Genomic DNA, 16,906 nt, shown 5'->3' on the forward strand with positions numbered 1-16,906 from the left:
CCTCGTGAATCGACAGCGGTTACACGCCAATCTAGTCAAATATCTTGCAAATCAATAGTCATTTGATTTTATAAATGCGAGAGACCAAAACGAAAACAAGGGATTGCAGTTGAACGCCCCCGACAACAACCCCGAGATCACGCGCATCCAGGACGACCCGGCACTCGCCTGTCTCGTCGTGATCGCCAGATTCCACGGTATCGCCACCGATACGGCCCAGCTACGTCACGCTGCAGCGCGAGGCGAACAGCCGTTCGATGGCGATGCACTCATCCTGACCGCCCGCTCCATCGGCTTGAAGGCTCGCCGTGTGCCGTTCCGCGTGGATCGTCTGGACCGCTCACCGCTTCCGGCACTTTGCATTGATCAAGAAGGCAGGCATTTCATCGTTGCTCGCAAGGACGGCGATGCCGTCGTAGCGTTCGAAGCGGGCTCGACACAGCCAGTCTTGCTGTCGAAGGACGATACCGCGCGTCGTTCGACTGGCTACATGATCGTCTTCGCTTCGCGCGCCTCGTTGACAGGGGAACTCGCGAAATTCGATTTCTCCTGGTTCATCCCCGCTGTCGTCAAATATCGGCGCCTGCTCCTGGAAGTGCTTGGCATCTCGCTGATCCTGCAAGTGTTCGGCCTCGTGACACCGTTGATGTTCCAGGTGATCATGGACAAGGTGCTGGTCAGCCGCACCTTCAATACCCTTGCTGTCGTCGGCGTGACGCTGTTCGTCTGCTCGACGTTCGAAGTGATACTCACGGCGCTGCGAAATTTCATCTTCTCGCACACCACCAACCGTATCGACGTCGAGCTCGGTGCGAGACTGTTCCGGCATCTGATCGCGCTTCCGCTGCCGTACTTCGGATCAAGGCGCGTCGGTGACACGATCGCTCGCGTCCGGGAACTCGAGAACATCCGCAATTTCCTGACTGGCCAGGCACTGACAGCCGTCATCGATCTGTTCTTTTCGATCGTCTTCATCGCCGTCATGTGCTTCTACAGCATTTGGCTCACGGTCGTGGTGGTGCTTTCGCTGCCGCTTTACGCCGGCGTGTCGGCCGCACTCGTGCCGGCCTTGCGGCAGCGCCTCAACGAGAAATTCGCGCGAGGCGCCGACAACCAGTCTTTCCTCGTCGAGGCCGTGTCCGGCGTCGAAACCGTCAAGGCCATGTCGGTCGAACCGCAATTCACGAAGAAGTGGGAAATGCAGCTCGCCGCCTATGTCGCGTCGGGCTTCCGGGTAACGCAACTGGGGAACATCGGCCAACAGCTGATCCAGTACATCGGCAAGCTCGTTTCCCTGGCAACCCTGATTCTCGGCGCGAAGTTCGTGATCGACGGCAAGTTGACGATCGGTGAACTGATCGCATTCAACATGATGTCGCAACGCGTAGCAGCACCGGTGCTGCGACTCGCTCAGCTCTGGCAGGATTTTCAGCAGGTCGGCATTTCGATGAGCCGGCTGGGCGACATCCTGAACACGCGAACCGAGATGCGCCAGAGTGCCCAGGCGATGCCACCGCTCAAGGGCGATATCCGATTCGAGCATGTCCGGTTCCGGTATCGCCCGGATGGCAAACCAGTCCTCGACGATGTCTCGCTCGACATTCGCGCCGGCCAGGTCATCGGCATCGTCGGGCGCTCCGGGTCGGGCAAGAGCACGCTCACCAAGCTCCTGCAGCGGCTCTACGTGCCCGAGCACGGCACGGTCCGCATCGACGGCATCGATCTGTCACTCGCCGATCCGGCGTGGCTCCGGCGGCATATCGGCGTCGTGCTCCAGGAGAACTACCTGTTCAACCGCTCGGTAAGGGAAAACATCGCGCTCTCGGATCCCGGTGCGCCGATGGCGGCTGTCATCCACGCAGCGAAGCTGGCCGGCGCACATGATTTCATCTGCGAACTGCCGCAAGCCTACGACACCGCCATCGAGGAGCACGGCGGCAACCTGTCAGGCGGGCAACGCCAACGCATTGCGATTGCCAGGGCGTTGCTGACGAATCCGCGCATCCTCATCTTCGACGAAGCCACCAGCGCCCTCGACTTCGAAACCGAACGCATCATTCAAAACAATATGCGGGCTATCAGTGCCGGCCGCACCGTGATCATCATCGCGCATCGGCTCAGCACCGTCCGCCATGCAGACCAGATATTCGCCATGGACCAGGGACGCATCATCGAACGCGGCACGCATGACCATTTGCAGGCCGCCGGCGGTTACTACGCGCATCTGCTTTCGCTGCAACACGGGTGAGCGCCATGTCATTCCGCTTGCATGCATTGGTCGACCTTACGCGTCGTTACCGGACAGTCTGGCGGGCCGCCTGGGACATCCGTCACCAGCTGGATGGCCCGGCCAAGCTCGAGTACGAGCTTGCGTTTCAGCCGGCACACCTCGAACTCGTCGAAACGCCCGTGCATCCCGCACCGCGCTGGGCGGCACGCGTCATCATCCTGCTGGTGATCATCGCCGTGCTGATCGCCTGCTTCGCCAAACTCGACATCGTGGCGACGGCTGCCGGAAAACTCGTGCCCGACGCACGCGTCAAGGTCATTCAGCCGGCCATCACCGGGGTGGTCAGGGAAATTACCGTGCGAGACGGGCAGCGCGTCAAAGCCGGCGATCTGCTCGTCAAGCTCGACACCACCCAGGCGGCGGCGGATGAAGAGAATGCCAGGTCGTCCCGACTCGACGCCGCGTTTGCCGCCGCGCGCTCCCGGGCCTTGCTCGACGCACTGCAAGGAGGGCATGCGCCTCGCGTCCCGACAATCGACGGTGCGTCCGCGGATCGACAGGCCGATGCACAACACCTCGTCGACGGCATGTACCGCGAGTATGAGGACAAGCTCGGTTCCGCCAGGGCAGAGCTGGTGAAGCGGGAGGCCGAACTCGACAACACGCGACAGGAGATCGCGAAGCTCGAAGCGACCGCACCGCTGGCCCGCACCCAGGCGAACGACTACAAGTCGCTGTCCGTCGATAAATATGTTGCCCAGAGCGACTATCTGGACAAGGAACAAGCCGCATTGAACCAGGAACATGAGCTGGCTGCACAACGCAGCCATGCCCGCGAACTGGCGGCCGGCATCGCCGAACAACAGTCCGATATCGCCCAGACGATTTCGCAGTTTCGGCGCGAGCGGCTCGACGACCTGGAAAAAGCCACGGAACAACTGACGCAGAGCAGCAACGACGAGACCAAGGCACACACCCGCAAGGAACTGCTCAGCCTGACGTCGCCCGTCAGCGGCACGGTCCAGCAACTCGCCACGCACACGCTCGGCGGCGTCGTCACGACCGCCCAATCCTTGATGGAGATCGTGCCGGACGACGCCGTGGAAGTCGAAGCCACGGTAGAAAACAGGGACGTGGGGTTCCTCAGGATCGGCCAGCATGCGGCGGTCAAACTCGATGCATTCCCGTACACCCGCTACGGAACACTCGATGGCACCGTGGTCGACCTGTCCAACGACGCGGTACAGGACAGGAAGCTCGGTCTCGCCTTCACGGTGCGCGTGCGCCTGCAATCGAATCGCATGTGGGTCGACAATCGATGGATATCGCTCACGCCCGGCATGACGGTGAAAGCCGAAATCAAGACCGGCAAGCAAAGCGTCGCCCACTATCTGCTCGGCCCGCTGGTCGAAGGCGTACAGGAGAGCATGCATGAGCGCTAAGCGGATGATGTACGCGCTCGCCTGGACGACCGCATCGGCCACGACCATGTCTTCGGCCCTGGCCTTCGATCCCTTGCTGACGCATGGATCGGTCACGCCGGCGGCCAGCGCGGAACTGCTTCCCGGCGTGACACCGTGCTCGTTCGGCGCCCCCGGGAATCCCCTGAAACTCGACGAGGCGGTCGAGCGAGCGCTGTGTCATAACCCAAAAACTCGCCAGGCATGGGCCGATGTCAAGGCGCAGGCGGCCGCCGTCGGCGCCGCGCGCGCGGCTTATCTGCCAACGCTTTCGGCGAGCTGGCAAGGCGTTCGCGACAATTCGGTTACCGACGTGAACGGCCATCCGGAGCTGAGTTCGCACTCGGACTCCACGGTTCGCTCGGAAAACATCCAGTTGAACTGGCTGCTGTTCGATTTCGGTGGGCGCTCGGCGGCCTTGCATAACGCTGCTGATCTGCTGGCCGCCGCGAGAGCAACGCAAAACGCCACATTGCAGGACGAGTTCGCGTCCGTCACGAAGGACTACTTTGCCGCTCAAGCCAGCATGGGCGCATTACAGGCGGCGCATGACATCGAGGTGCTGACGGGTGACAGCATGAAAGCGGCGCAACGACGTGTCGATCGCGGCGTCGCGCCGATTACCGACGCATTGCAGGCGCAAACCCAGCACGACGAAGCCGTGTTTAACGAAACCAAGGCGAAGGGCGACCTGCAGATCGCGCTCGGCACCTTATCGTCGGAAATGGGCCTGACGCCTGAGATGGCGATCGAGGTCCCGTCGGTGACAAGCACGGCATTACCGGACGAGGCCTGGCACGAGTCGATCGAGCAATTGATCGATGACGTTAAACATACGCATCCGGCCGTGATCGCCGCTCAGCAGACCTACGATGCTGCACTGGAAAAGATCTCGCAAACGCGTGCGCAGGGCCTGCCCAGTATCAGCCTGACCGGTAAATACAGTCGCAACAATCAGCCTGCCACGCTGGGATTGGGTATCCCAACCTTCCCGGCGACGGGCCACGACGCGTTCATCGGCGTACAGGTCAGCATTCCGCTCTTTGAAGGATTTCAGCGGCACTATCAGATCGAACAGGCCAAGGCGGAGGCCGAACATCAGGAAGATGCGCTCGACGAGACGATTCGACAGGTGGCACTGGATGTCTGGACCGCCTACCAGTCGCTGGAAACGGCAACGCAGAATGCCTCGCACAGCGAGACGCTCCTGGCGATTTCTCAGCAGGCATTCGACGCAGCGCAGCATCGCTATTTGAATGGTGTCGGCAACATCCTGGAACTGCTCAACACGCAAACGGCGCTGTCGAATGCCCGCCAGCGGAGGGTCCAGGCGCTGGCGGACTGGCATACGGCGAAGTTGCAGCTCGCGTCGAAGCTCGGAAGGCTGGACATGTCGTCTATCGCGTCGTCCGGAGCAGACTGAACAAATTTCCTGCCGTACGCGAAATCGAGGCAGGGTCAGGTCGCTTCGCCGTCGTCGCGCCGGCTGGCCGCCGCGGCGCGCGAGCCGTTCAGGCCGGCGCGCCAGCCGGTGCCGGCGGCGTCATGGCGACGCTTGTCGCGAGCGCGGCATCCGCTGGCGCCGCCCGCGCCGCGTGGCGTTCCAGCGGCAGCCACAGGACGAGGCGCGTGCCGTTCGGCCCGGTGATCCAGTCGACCGTGCCGTCGAGCGCCCGGGCCCGGCGCCGCTGGTTGTGCAGGCCGTGCCCGGCTCCGCGGCCGAGCGCCTTCTCGACGTCGAAGCCCTCGCCGTCGTCCTCGACGATGACCTGCACGCCGGTCTGATCGGCCGCCGTGCCGACGCGTATTTCGCCGGCCCGCGTGTGGGCCAGCACGTTGGCGATGCCTTCCTGCACGATGCGCAGGATATGCAGCGCGCTCGACGGATCCAACCAGTTCAGCGCGGGCAGCGCCTGCACGTCCCAGCGCAGCGCGATGCCCGCTTCCTCCAGCCGCGGTTCCAGCCGGAAACGCAGCGTGGCGAGCAGCATCAGCAAATCGGCCTCGACCGGCTCCATCGAGTCGATCGTCAGCTTCAGGTCGTCGAGGCAGCCCCTCAGGATTTGCGACACACGGGGGGCGCTGGCGGTGCCGTGCTCCACGGAGCGGATCGCGCTGATCAGCGCCGAGCCCAGGCCGTCGTGCATGTCCTGCATCAGCCGCCGCCGCTCGTCGCTGAGGGTCCGCCGCCGCTCGGCCTCGCGCAGCAGCCGGTGGCTCTGCTCGAGTTCGGCCTCGCGCTCGCCCAGGCGGCGCGCGAGGCTCACGTTCATCCGCTCGATCTCGACGATCGCGAGAACGTAGCGCCGATAGATCAGGATGCCGAACACGCAGAACGTGACGGCATTCATGTAGGCGCCGAGAAACCATCCCTCGAGGCTCACGACGTTGTTGTACATCAGCCAGTCCGCCACGCCGAGCAGCGTGCAGATGCCGACGCCGGCGGCCACGAACCTCGCCTCCCACGAGCGGCGCCAGGCGGCCAGGATGCCCACCAGGCCGACGACCGTGCCCATCACGATCCCGACGGCGTAAATCAACGGAATGATGACGGGGACGTTCGGCAGCACCGGCAGGATCGCCACCGGCGGCAGCGTCAGCACGCCGATCGTCGTGGTCGCCCCCACCACCGCGCGCGTCAGCCAGCGCAGCGGGCGGCCGTGCAGCTGGCACAGGAAGAAATGCACGACCGTGATCAGCCAGAACAGGCCGTTGAGCGTCAGCCACGCGAACCAGTCGTTGGTGATCGGCACGCCGACGTAGTAGTGCAGGTGCGCCACGAACGACGTGGCCGCCAGGTTGAAGAACAGCAGGTAGCCGGTTTCGTGGCGGCGCCGGAACCAGACGAAGAGGGCGAACACGCCCACCACCAGGAACGCGGCGCTGAGCGTGGCGGGCACTTCGCGCTGCAGCCACTGGCGCAGGTAATAGCGGCCGCGCAGCGCGTCGATGCCGCCGAGCCACAGCGAGCTCAGCGCCACCTCGTTGGCGGGCGTCTGTTCGAGACGGATCAGGATCTCGCGGATCGGGGCGCCGTCATGCCGTTCCAGCTCGACCCAGAGCGGCGTGAACAGGCTGTTCCACAACGGTCCCTGGCGCTGCGCGCGGTGGACCAGCCGGCCGTCGACATAGACGGCGATGGTGCCGTCGGTCTTGACGCGGCTGCCGTACAGCGCCAGCGGGCCGGCGGGCAGCGCCGCGCCGGTCACCGGCACCCGGATCCAGGCGGTCTTGCCGATCGTGTCGATCGCGTCGATCGCTTCGCGATGCGAGCCGGCGTGATCCGGCTGCCGCAAGGCGCGCGGCAGCGTGGCCGGCCGCCATGCGTCGGGCAGCGTGCGGCTGTCGAGCGTCGTGGCCGGCTCGGTCATCCCGTGCGCCGGTGTGACCTGCCACTGCGCCCGCGTGAGATGCTCGCAGGCCTCGCATTGCAGCGGCCCGTCGCCGAGCACGTACCACGCGCCGGCGCCCGCGAGCAGCGCGAGCGACACGGCGAACAGCAGGCCGGCCAGCAACGACGCGCGGCGGCGGCTCATGCGCGGGCCCACGCGCGGTTCGCGGCGCACGGCGCCCGGCCGGCCGCTGCCGCTTCAGTCGTCGCGCAGCAGGCCGAGCGATCTGGCTTCATAGATGGCTTCCGCCTTCGAGGTGACTTCCAGCTTGTGGTAGATGCGCCGCACGAAGCTGCGCACCGTGAAATGGGACAACACCATCAGCTTCGAGATTTCCAGCGTCGTGAAGCCCTTGGTGATGAAATCGAGCACCTCGGTTTCGCGGGCCGACAGCGGCGAAGGCGCCGCCGCTGCCGCCGCCCGGGGCGCGGGGCGGTTCTGCTGGAATCGCGTCAGGATCTGCCGCGCGATGATCGGGCTGATCGGGCTGCCGCCGCCGGCCAGGCTGCGGATTTCGTCGACCATGCGCGCCGGCGAGCTGTCCTTGAGCAGATAGCCGGCGGCGCCCGCCTCGATCGAGCGGATGACGTGGGCCTCGTCGCCGAACTGGGTGGCGACCATGATGTTGCAGCGGGGCCATCGCGCCGCGGTCGCGCCGATCAGCTCGATGCCGCTGCCGTCCGGCAGGCCGAGATCGACCAGCAGGACCTCGGCGGGCGGGCCCTGCAACAGCGCGAGAGCGTCGGCCAGCGTGCCGGCCACGCCGCGCAGCCGCAGGTCCGGCGCAGCCTCGACGGCGTGACACAGCGCGTCGCGGAACGCGAGGTCGTCCTCGACGACGATCACGTCGATCGCGCCGGGACCGGAATCGGGGTGGGCGGATTGCATCGCACGCTATGCAAAGGGAGGTTGGCCGCCGGCTCGGCGGTACGGTCTGGCGATGGGGGCAATTCGGTTTCCGGAAATATACCCGTCTCGACGCGGCGCGCGGTGCCGCCATCGAGGTTTATCTTTCCGGATCGAGTGCCGGGGGCCGGCCGAGGTGCCGGACCGGCCGGCCGGCGTGGTCCGGCCGTGCGGGCCCGCATTGAAACGCGCGGGCCGGGATCGCACGACGTCTCGCCGGGATGGCGGGATCGGGAAGGCCGGCGCCGTTGCCGGACGCGGTCACCGACGCCCGATGCCGGTGCCGCCGCCGATCGCCAGGCGCTTACGGCGAGGGCGCCGGCTTCGCCTTGCCCTCGATCTGGTCCTTGAGCGCCGTGAAGAACGTGACCGCGTGCGCGCGCGCGGTGACCTGGGCCGTGACCGCGCCGACGTCGAGATTGAAGCGGTGCGCGTTGCCCGACACGAGGCTCAGTTGCAGGTCGTTGATCGGCGCGTCCGGCGACGGGTGGATGAAATCGATGAGCGGCTCGCTGATCTCGGGCAGGTCCGTGCGCGGCTCGCTCAGCGTCAGCACCTGGTCGAAGGTGGGCGCCGCGGCGACGCGCTTGCTCGACAGCATGCTGTCGCTCGGGATCTCGAGCCAGTCGCGCAGCGTGGCGAGGATCGAGGTGTGGTCGTAGGGCGTGTCGACGGGCGAGCGGAACACGGTGCCCGGCGCGATGTACGGCGAGACCAGGATGGCCGGCACGCGCACGCCGAAGCGGTCGAAGCGGAAGTTCTCGTCGCCGGGGTCGCTCGCGGCGTCGGGCGGCACCGCGTTGGCGGGCGGCAGCACGTGGTCGAAGGTGCCGCCGTGCTCGTCGAACGTGATCAGCAGCAGCGTGTCGTTCCATGCGGGCGAGCGGCTGACCGCCTTCCAGATCCGGTGCAGGAAATGCTCGCCGGCCTTCACGTCGTGCGGCGGGTGCTGGTCGTTCGGCTCGATCACGAAGCTCGGCTCGATGAACGAGAACCTCGGCAGCGAGCCCGCCGCGCAGGCGTCCTCGAAGGCCGGGAAGTGCTGGAAATTCGGCGACAGCGCCTCGTCCCACAGCTTCGGGAACATGGTGCGCGTGAGCGGCGGCACCACCAGTGTGTCGTGGTAGACGGCCCAGCTTTCGCCGATGTCCTGCAGCACGTTGAAGATGGTCCGCACGTCCCACTGGAACGGATCGGGCAGGTTGACGCCGGTGCTGCCGGGCCTGGCCGTGGTGTTGTTGACGTTGCCGTTCGAGGTGCCGGCCTGGGCGAACGCGCGGTTCGGCCAGGTCTGGCTCGGCACCGAGGCGAACCAGGCGTCGCTGACGGCGTAGGCGCGCGCCAGCGCGAACATCACCGGCAGCTGCTGCTCGCTGTGGCACTGCATGACCTGGGTGCTGTCGTGCGTCGAGGTCGTCTCGTAGTTCAGGACGAAGCCGTGCATCGGCTCCCCCACCTCGCCGCCTTGCGGGCCGAGGATCTGCTCGGTGATGTTGATGAACGTCTCGTTCGGATCGGGGTCGGGGACGTAGCGGCTCGCGGCGGACTGCGTGACGAACACCGGCTTGCCCTCGCTTGGCCGGTCCTCGTGCGGCTGGTCCGGCGCGCCGGGCGCGCCCGGGCTCGCCCGGCGCGTCGACGGATTCGACATGCCCGGCTTCACGCCATCGAATTCGGGCGAACTGCCGGGCGGCAGCACGGTCCGCGGCGCGTCGCCCGCCGCATAGAGCCAGCCGAGCATCGTGTCCAGCGAACGATTCTCGAACATCACGACGACGACGTGTTTTACGTTGGGCAGGATGGTCGACACGATCGCTTTCCCCGTTCGGTGTTGGTGTGCGCATCGATGGCGCGTGGGCGTCGGCGTGGCCGCGCGTGACAGCTATCTTCGCCGAGAAAGCCGGCGGCGGGGCGCGCCGGTTGCGGCCGCTGTCGGGGAAATGCCGGACAGACGGGGCGGGAGTGAAGTGGCCACTTCGCCCGCTTCGGTTGCCCGGTCTGCCTGGTGCGGCTGCTTGAGGGGCGTCGGCCGCCGGCCGCGTCAGTTGCCGCCGCCGCGCCGCCATGCGCCCGGCGTCACGCCGAGCATCTTCGTGAACACGCGGCTCAGGTGGCTCTGGTCCGAGAACCCGCAGGCGATTGCGATGTCGGCCAGTGACAGCCGCGTGCTCTCGATCATGCCGCGCGCCTGCTCGGTGCGTTGTTCGAGCAGCCACTGATGCGGCGTGCGGCCGGTGGTGCGGGCGAATGCGCGGATGAAGTAGCCGCGCGACAGGTTGCATTCGCGCGCGATGTCGGCGAGCGACGAGCCGTGGTGATCGCGCAGCAGCAGCAGTTCCTTCGCGCGTGCCTCGTGCATGGCGCTGAGCCGGCCCTTGAGGCGCGCCTCGCGCGGCGCCAGGCTGCCGTAACGCTGCGCGAGGTGCAGGCCGATCGCGAGCCCGACCTGCTCGACGAAGCGCGTGCCGAGTTCGCCGGGCGTCTCGATGCCGGCCGCGACCGCGGCGCCGAGGTGGCCGAGCACCGGGTCGGCCTGCTCGGCCGCGCAGAGCAGGCCGTCGATCGCGGGAGCGTCGTGCTCGTCGCCGAGCCGAACCAGAAACCGCGACGACAATTCGAGCAGCAGGAAGTCGAAATTGCCGTAAAGATCGGCGACGTAATTCTCTGAAAAATCGCGAATGTAAATCGAATGCCGATCGAAATGGCAGTCCTCCGCGCGCGTGCCGCGGAAAATCCGGCGGTGATGCCCCGCGCGCAGCGAAATGCCGACCAGGAACCCGCGATCGCTGGCCGGCAGCGCCACGCGTTCGAGCTGCGGGGCATCCATGCATTTGCGATGGAACGTGAAATCGCCGCTCTGGAATTGCAGGTTCTTGCGCAGCCTGCTCGACATGCAGCCGAGCGTGTCCCTCGGCGCCGGCGCAGCGGCGGCGCTGGCGGTACCAGCATCGGCGACGGTCGACATCGGGCGGTTTCCTCCGGAGCAAGGGATGGTGCGGGGCGGCGCATGGCGGCCGCTCGGGCCGCGGCATGACGGGCGTGACAGGTACCGCGCGGCGCGAGGCCGGAGCATGGCGATCGTCGGCACGCGCCGCCATGGTGCGTTCGGTTTATACCATTGCGAAAACAGGGCGACAAGCCGGATGAAAGCCAGGCGTTGAACATGATGCAAAATCCGGAAAGCCAGCGATTCGAAAATCGGCATTTCATCAGTCGAAAGGCCTCCGTATCATTCACGGGAATTCAAATATGAATGGCCGAAAGCGTCGATGCGGTCGCGGGCCGGTTCGCTGGCGTTGGCGCGGCATTCGAGGGATGGTTCGATCCGTTTCTCGGTCGGCGTCATCGGGATGTCATCGACGCGGGGCAGGCACCGCGGCGGCCGGGGCAGGCGAAGCGGCAGGAGCCGCCGAAACAGCCGCGTCACCGGGGCGAACGCGCGGTGGCCTTTTGTTCAAAAGCCGCGCGGAAACCCGCTATCGCAGGCAGCACGAGCGCGCCGAGCGTATTTTTCTTCAAGACGCGATGTTACGGTTCGCTTACCATCCGCGCACTTCATCCATCGCCCCCCGCGCGTGCCAGGCCCGGGGCGCATCCATCCCGCGCCGCGGTCCGGCGTCATCTGGAGACGGTCATGGTCCAAATCGGCGAGCTGCACGTCGATTTCGAGCGACGTGAAGTCCGGCGGCGCGGCGAAGGGCTGCGCCTGAGCGCGCGTGCGTTCGACATCCTCGACGTGCTGTTCCGCGCGAACGGCGCGGTGGTGTCGAAGGACGCGCTGCTCGAGGCGGTCTGGCCGAACCAGATCGTCGAGGAAAACCGGCTGCAGGTTCACGTCGCGGCGCTGCGCAAGGCGCTGCATGCCGACCGCGAGCTGATCCGCACCATCACCGGGCGCGGCTACCGGCTGGCGGTGCCGGCCGGCCCGGCGAACCCGCCGGCGCCGTCGCTGCCCGCCGGGGCCGGCCGGCTGATCGGCCGCGACGGCGACGTCGACGAAGTGCTGGCGCGGCTCGCGCAGTCGTCCGTCGTCACGCTGGTGGGCGCGGGCGGCATCGGCAAGACGGCGCTCGCGCTGCGCATCGCGCAATGCCTGCGCGATTCAGGGTCTCGAGCAGGTTCGCAAGAAAGCGTGCGCGGCGTGGTGTTCGTCGAGCTGGCGTCGGCCGATTCGCGTGAGGCGGTGCTCGCCACGCTCGCGGTGGCGCTGAACCTGGCCGCCGAGCCGGTCCTGCACGATCCGCTGCAATTGCTCGCGGGCCTCGGCGACGGCACGCTGCTGGTGCTCGACAACGCCGAGCAGGTGGTCGGCGTGGTGGCCTGGCTGGTGGAGACGCTGGCGGGCGCGGTGGCCGGCCTGCGCATTCTCGTGACGAGCCGCGAGCCGCTGTCGATCCGCGCCGAGGCCGTGCATCGCGTCGAGCCGCTCGCCGTGCCGCCCGTCGACGCGAGCGCGGCCACGCTGACCGAATACGGCGCCGTGGCGCTGTTCGTGCAGCGCGCCCGCGCGATCTCGCCGGGCAGCGCGCCCGACAGCGCGGCGGCCTGCGCCGGCGACGCGGCGAGCCTGCGCCTCGTCGCCGACATCTGCCGCCGCCTCGACGGCCTGCCGCTCGCGATCGAGCTGGCCGCCGCGCGCGTCGCCACGCTCGGCGTGGACGGCGTGGCCGCGCGCCTCGACGACCGCCTCGATCTGTTGAGCGGTGGCCTGCGGCTCGCGCTGCCGCGCCATCAGACGCTGCGCGCGACCTTCGACTGGAGCTACGCGCTGCTCGATCACGACGCGCGCACGCTGTTTCGCCATCTCGCGTTCTTCGCCGGCAGCTTCACCTTCGACGCCGTGTGCGCGGTGGCGACCGAGCCCGGCATGCCGATCGCCACCGCGATCGAGGCGCTGGCCGAGCTGAGCGCGAAGTCGCTGATCGCCGTGGAGTTTCACGATGCGATCGCGCTCTACCGGCTCACCGAATCGACGCGCGCCTATGCGATGGAGAAGCTGCGCGACGAGGGCGAGGTGCAGCGCGCGGCGCGCCGGCACCTGCGGTACCTGCAGCGCCATATCGACGAATCGCGCTGCGGCCGGCGACGCTGCGACGACTCGGAGTGCCACGCGCCACACGCCGGCGCGTGTCCGGCCAGCCCGGCGCCGCTCGACGCCGCGCGCAGCGTCTGGGACTGGGCATTCTCGGCCGACGGCGATCCGGTGCTCGGCGTGTCGCTGGCGGGCTCGCTGGTCGGCACGCTGCTGGACGCGTCGCTGGTCGCCGAATGCCGCGAACGCGCGGCGCGCGCGCTCGCGACGCTCGACGCGCTGCCCGCGGACACCGTCGATCCGGGCTGCGAGATGCGCGTGTGCGCGGCCTATGCGGCGGCGCTGCTGCTCACGGGCGGCGCGGCCGGCGAGGCGGCCTCGCTCTGGCGCCGCGTGCTGGCCCGCGCCGAGGCGCAGGGCGACGAGGCGTTCGCCATGCGCGCGCTGTGGGGCCTCTGGAACGCGGCGATGGCGGTGGGCGACATCCACGCCTCGCTGCGCTACGCGACGCATTTCGAATCGCGCGCGCAGGCGGGCGGCTCGCGCTGGCAGGTGCTCTGCGCCGGCACCACGCTGTCCGCCACGCTGCATTGCTTCGGCGAACACCGGCAGGCGCGCGAGCGGCTCGAACGGCTGCTCGCGGCGCTCGACGCGCTGGGCGAGTCCGGGCGCGCCGAGGGCGAACTCGCCGTCGATCCGCGCATCTTCGGCACCGGCACGCTGGCGCGCATCGCGTGGCTGCAGGGCGAGACCGCGCTCGCGTGGCGGCTGGCCGAGCGCGCGCTGAATCTCGTGCGCGCCGATCTGCCCGAGCCTTCGCTCTGTCATCTGCTCGCGGTGGTGGTGGTGCCGCTCGCGCTCGCCTGCGGCGAAATCGAGGCGGCCACGCGCCATCTCGCGCTGCTGCGCTCGCAGGCGGCGCTGAACCGGTTCGACGGCTGGCGCGACTACGGCGAATGCCTGGCCGGCCTGCTCGAACTGCACACGGGCCAGCCGCACGAAGGGCTCGCGCGGCTGGAGGCGGGCCTGGGCCGGCTCGCGATGCGCGGCATGAAGCGGCTGATGGCGCCGCTCGTGGCGGCCTGCGCCGAGGCGCTCGCGGCGGCCGGCCGGTTCGAGGCGGCGCGCGAGTGGCTCGACCAGACGCAGCGCCACGGCGAGGCCCATGGCGACCAGGGGTTCGCGGCCGAACTGCTGCGCGCGCGCGGGCTGGTGGAGATCGCGCGCGCGCGCCGCCACGGCACGCCGGGCTCGGTGGCGGCGGGGCGGCGGCGCCTGCACGAGGCGCGCGTGCTGGCGCGCGAGCAGGGCGCGCATCTGTTCGAACTGCGCGCGGTGCTCGATCTTGGCGAGTCGCTGCGTGATGCGCCCGATTTCGACCGGCAGATGCGCGAGCTGCTGCTGCCGTTCCGCGCGCTGCTCGCGCGCACCGGCATGTCGGTGCGCGTGCCCGAGGCGGCGCGGCTGGCGGCGCTGTTCGAGGTGCTGCATGCGCGTGAGGCGCAGGCTGTCGAACCGGCCTGAACGGGCCTGGTCGGGAGACGCCCGATGGTGGAGGGCGCTCGACCGAACGCGGGGAGGCGGCGCGGTTCTCTCTCCCGGCCACGCACCGCCGGCTGTCCGTGACGCACCCGCTGGCAATTCATCAGGACATCCCGCAAACGCGACCCCTGACCAAGATCGGCCGCCGTCACCTGCTGCGCTGCGCGGTCCGATCCCAGCCGAAAATCTCTCTTTCCGCCAATTCCGGAACGTTCCTCGATTGCCTGTCGTTCACGACCCGGCGCCACGGCGGTGAGTCCCGCGCAGGCCATTCCGTGCTTCTCGTTCACAGCATTCTGCGCAGTACATCGCAACGGGCAATCAATTGGTGTTTGACGACAGCGAGGATATGCAGCAAGGCCAGTCCAGCCAGGACGGCGCAGCTGATTCGGTGAATCGTGAAAAGTCGGCGGGTGACTTCGCCTTCGGCAAAGGGGGTATCGATCCGCACCACGCCAAAGAAGACGTAGTGGTCCGGGACCATCAGGAACCCGCTCGACAAAACTACGAAGATCACCACGTAAAGCAGGTCGTGGACCCGATGTGCCAGCGCAAACTGCCAAGCTGGCAACCCTGATGGTTTGCGCGGATCAGTCCGCATGAACTTCCAGAGAAGGCGCATCGGGAACAGAACGATCAGGACGGAGGCGACCGACATATTCAGATGCGACAGGAAATCATGCACCGGGCCATTCCCCAGCAGGGTGGCCGTGTATCCCTCGATGCTGGCGTAGATGATGCCGATGCCGAATACCCAATGGAAGAAACGCGTGACACTATCGTACCGGTCAGATTCCGGCGCATGATCGTTCACGGTATCCGCGCCCAATGCGTGTACGGAACTTGGATGGGAGGTCACTGTTTCCATGAGGACAGAAATGGGGATGACTCGGGCGCGGGGAATCACCACCAGCTTATGGGGCACATGTTACGGCAGCATGGCCGTCGCAAATCGACCGCTTCCAACCGTGCTTCGGTGTATGTCGACCTGCGGCGCGCGAGCGCTTACTGGCTGCGCCACACGTTCGACAACCGACGGCAGGTTTGGGCGCTGACATACATGACACGCAATCGCTGCGAGTCCATGCGAGCCTGGCCACGACCACCTACCATACCAAGGGCGACGCCGCGCCGGCCACCACGCGTGAGGGGATCCGGATCTCGATGCCGGGCCGCCCTCGCGCGCGGTGCGCGTCGATCTCACGTTGCGCATCCAGCCAAAGCGGCCGGATGCGCGCGACAAGCGCGAACGGCTCGCCCGGTGCAAGCAGCATTTTGTCGAGGCTTCTGAAGCGTCAGGCGACTCAATGGCGGTGAGACGTCGCCGGCAGTACCCGCTGCCCGGCTGACTTCAGGCGGCCAGCGCCTTGCGGATCGCCGCCGACAGCTCGGCCGGCGCGAACTTCGCGATGTAGCCGTTGGCGCCGGCATTGCGCGCGTGCGCCTCGTTGGCGTTGCCAGTCAGCGACGAGTGGATGAGCACGGGAATATGGCGCAGGCGCTCGTCGGCCTTGATCTTGCGCGTGAGCATGAAGCCATCCATCTCCGGCATTTCCAGGTCGGTGATGACGAGCGAGACCTTGTCGCGCACCGGTACCTTTGCCTCGTCGGCTTCGTCGGCCAGCTTCAGCAGCATGTTCCAGGCCATTTCGCCGTTCGAGGCGATCACGTGCGGCGTCTCCAGCGCCGTGAGCGCCTGATCGATCAGCGCGCGCGCGAAGCCGGAATCGTCGGCGGCCAGGATGCAGCCGCCGGCCGTGCGTACCGCGTCGCCCACGTCCTCGCGCTTGACGTCCTCGTGTTGCTCGGGGAACACGTCGCGCATCACCTGCTCGACATCGAGCAGTTGGGCCAGTTGGGGCTTGCCGTCACCGACATCGATCCGCGCGATGCCGGTGACGTGGCCAGCCGTGCCGCTGGTTTCCGCGCTGAGCACTTGCTTCCATTCAAGCCGAATGATGTCCTCGACCTCTTCGACGGCAAACGCCTGCGTGCCCCGCGAGAACTCGGTGATCAGCAGGATCGCCGGCACCTTGTCGGAAGTCGAGCCGATCAGCGAGGCGAGGTCGATCACCGGAATGATCTGGCCGCGAATGTCTACCGCGCCAACTACATGCGCCGGCGAGCCTGCAATCGGCGTGACTTCGGGCATGGATACGATTTCGCGGATCTTGAACACGTTGATGCCGTACAGCGCGCGCGCGGTGCCCGGCCGTGGCTGCCCCAGACGAAACAGGAGCAATTCCAAACGGTTGTTGCTGGTCAGCGTGGTGCGTTCGTCAACGCTTCCTTGCATCGTCTTCGTCATAGGTATATCCCGAGATCTGAGCCGGCCTGGGAGACC

11 protein-coding genes are annotated in these 16,906 nt (G+C 67.2%); 4 read left to right on the forward strand and 7 right to left on the reverse strand.

What is annotated here, in order from left to right; all coding sequences use genetic code 11:
- Positions 1-109: 109 nt before the first annotated feature.
- Genes bpln_RS21485 through bpln_RS21495 form a run of 3 tightly spaced genes read left to right on the forward strand, consistent with a single transcriptional unit; the run spans position 110 to position 5,113 of the window.
- Positions 110-2,248, forward strand: a complete 2,139-nt coding sequence (locus bpln_RS21485; protein WP_082465518.1) for a type I secretion system permease/ATPase — start codon at positions 110-112, stop codon at positions 2,246-2,248.
- A gap of 5 nt (positions 2,249-2,253) precedes the next feature.
- Positions 2,254-3,672 (forward strand): HlyD family type I secretion periplasmic adaptor subunit, encoded by a 1,419-nt coding sequence (locus bpln_RS21490; protein WP_055139940.1) that lies wholly within the window; start codon positions 2,254-2,256, stop codon positions 3,670-3,672.
- Positions 3,662-5,113 carry a TolC family protein gene (locus bpln_RS21495; RefSeq protein WP_055139941.1) on the forward strand — a complete coding sequence of 484 codons (1,452 nt, stop codon included), beginning with the start codon at positions 3,662-3,664 and terminating at the stop codon, positions 5,111-5,113. Before bpln_RS21490 ends, bpln_RS21495 begins: the two co-directional genes overlap by 11 nt.
- 88 nt (positions 5,114-5,201) lie before the next feature.
- Here the strand turns inward: bpln_RS21495 and bpln_RS21500 are convergent, their stop codons facing one another.
- The 4 genes from bpln_RS21500 to bpln_RS21515 all read right to left on the reverse strand — a co-directional run bounded on the left by bpln_RS21500 (position 5,202) and on the right by bpln_RS21515 (position 10,953).
- Entirely contained in the window at positions 5,202-7,226 is a 2,025-nt protein-coding gene (locus tag bpln_RS21500) for a sensor histidine kinase (RefSeq protein ID WP_063891314.1), read from the reverse strand.
- 54 nt (positions 7,227-7,280) lie between these two features.
- Complete coding sequence (locus bpln_RS21505; protein WP_055139942.1) at positions 7,281-7,970, reverse strand: response regulator transcription factor; 690 nt, start codon at positions 7,968-7,970, stop codon at positions 7,281-7,283.
- Positions 7,971-8,292: 322 nt separating this feature from the next.
- A complete protein-coding gene (locus tag bpln_RS21510) occupies positions 8,293-9,798 on the reverse strand; it encodes an alkaline phosphatase family protein (RefSeq protein ID WP_055139943.1) in 1,506 nt (501 codons plus the stop codon).
- Positions 9,799-10,029: 231 nt separating this feature from the next.
- Entirely contained in the window at positions 10,030-10,953 is a 924-nt protein-coding gene (locus bpln_RS21515; protein ID WP_042627339.1) for an AraC family transcriptional regulator, read from the reverse strand.
- A 669-nt stretch (positions 10,954-11,622) separates the two neighbouring features.
- On the opposite strand from bpln_RS21515, the gene bpln_RS21520 reads away from it, so the two are divergent.
- Positions 11,623-14,544 carry an ATP-binding protein gene (locus tag bpln_RS21520; protein ID WP_055139944.1) on the forward strand — a complete coding sequence of 974 codons (2,922 nt, stop codon included), beginning with the start codon at positions 11,623-11,625 and terminating at the stop codon, positions 14,542-14,544.
- A 304-nt stretch (positions 14,545-14,848) separates the two neighbouring features.
- On the opposite strand, the gene bpln_RS21525 is transcribed toward bpln_RS21520, so the two are convergent.
- The 3 genes from bpln_RS21525 to bpln_RS21530 form a co-directional block, all read right to left on the reverse strand.
- Positions 14,849-15,430: a cytochrome b gene (locus bpln_RS21525; protein WP_082465387.1), complete on the reverse strand. Its 582-nt coding sequence runs from the start codon at positions 15,428-15,430 to the stop codon at positions 14,849-14,851.
- Positions 15,431-15,668: 238 nt separating this feature from the next.
- Positions 15,669-15,836, reverse strand: coding sequence for a hypothetical protein (locus bpln_RS36795; protein WP_158512060.1), 168 nt, complete (start codon positions 15,834-15,836; stop codon positions 15,669-15,671).
- Between the two features lie 77 nt (positions 15,837-15,913).
- On the reverse strand, positions 15,914-16,870 hold the full coding sequence (locus bpln_RS21530) for a chemotaxis protein (protein ID WP_042627342.1): 957 nt from the start codon (positions 16,868-16,870) through the stop codon (positions 15,914-15,916).
- Between the last annotated feature and the right edge of the window lie 36 nt (positions 16,871-16,906).

Source organism: Burkholderia plantarii (assembly GCF_001411805.1).
Classification (GTDB): Bacteria; Pseudomonadota; Gammaproteobacteria; order Burkholderiales; family Burkholderiaceae; genus Burkholderia; species Burkholderia plantarii.

What these genes read in the sequence shown, in the direction of transcription:
- bpln_RS21490 (WP_055139940.1), top strand. Translation starts at nt 2,254, where the DNA reads ATGTCATTCCGCTTGCATGCATTGGTCGACCTTACGCGTCGTTACCGG.
- bpln_RS21495 (WP_055139941.1), top strand. Translation starts at nt 3,662, where the DNA reads ATGAGCGCTAAGCGGATGATGTACGCGCTCGCCTGGACGACCGCATCG.
- bpln_RS21500 (WP_063891314.1), bottom strand. Translation starts at nt 7,226, where the DNA reads ATGAGCCGCCGCCGCGCGTCGTTGCTGGCCGGCCTGCTGTTCGCCGTG.
- bpln_RS21505 (WP_055139942.1), bottom strand. Translation starts at nt 7,970, where the DNA reads ATGCAATCCGCCCACCCCGATTCCGGTCCCGGCGCGATCGACGTGATC.
- bpln_RS21515 (WP_042627339.1), bottom strand. Translation starts at nt 10,953, where the DNA reads ATGTCGACCGTCGCCGATGCTGGTACCGCCAGCGCCGCCGCTGCGCCG.
- bpln_RS21520 (WP_055139944.1), top strand. Translation starts at nt 11,623, where the DNA reads ATGGTCCAAATCGGCGAGCTGCACGTCGATTTCGAGCGACGTGAAGTC.
- bpln_RS21525 (WP_082465387.1), bottom strand. Translation starts at nt 15,430, where the DNA reads ATGGAAACAGTGACCTCCCATCCAAGTTCCGTACACGCATTGGGCGCG.
- bpln_RS36795 (WP_158512060.1), bottom strand. Translation starts at nt 15,836, where the DNA reads ATGCTGCTTGCACCGGGCGAGCCGTTCGCGCTTGTCGCGCGCATCCGG.
- bpln_RS21530 (WP_042627342.1), bottom strand. Translation starts at nt 16,870, where the DNA reads ATGACGAAGACGATGCAAGGAAGCGTTGACGAACGCACCACGCTGACC.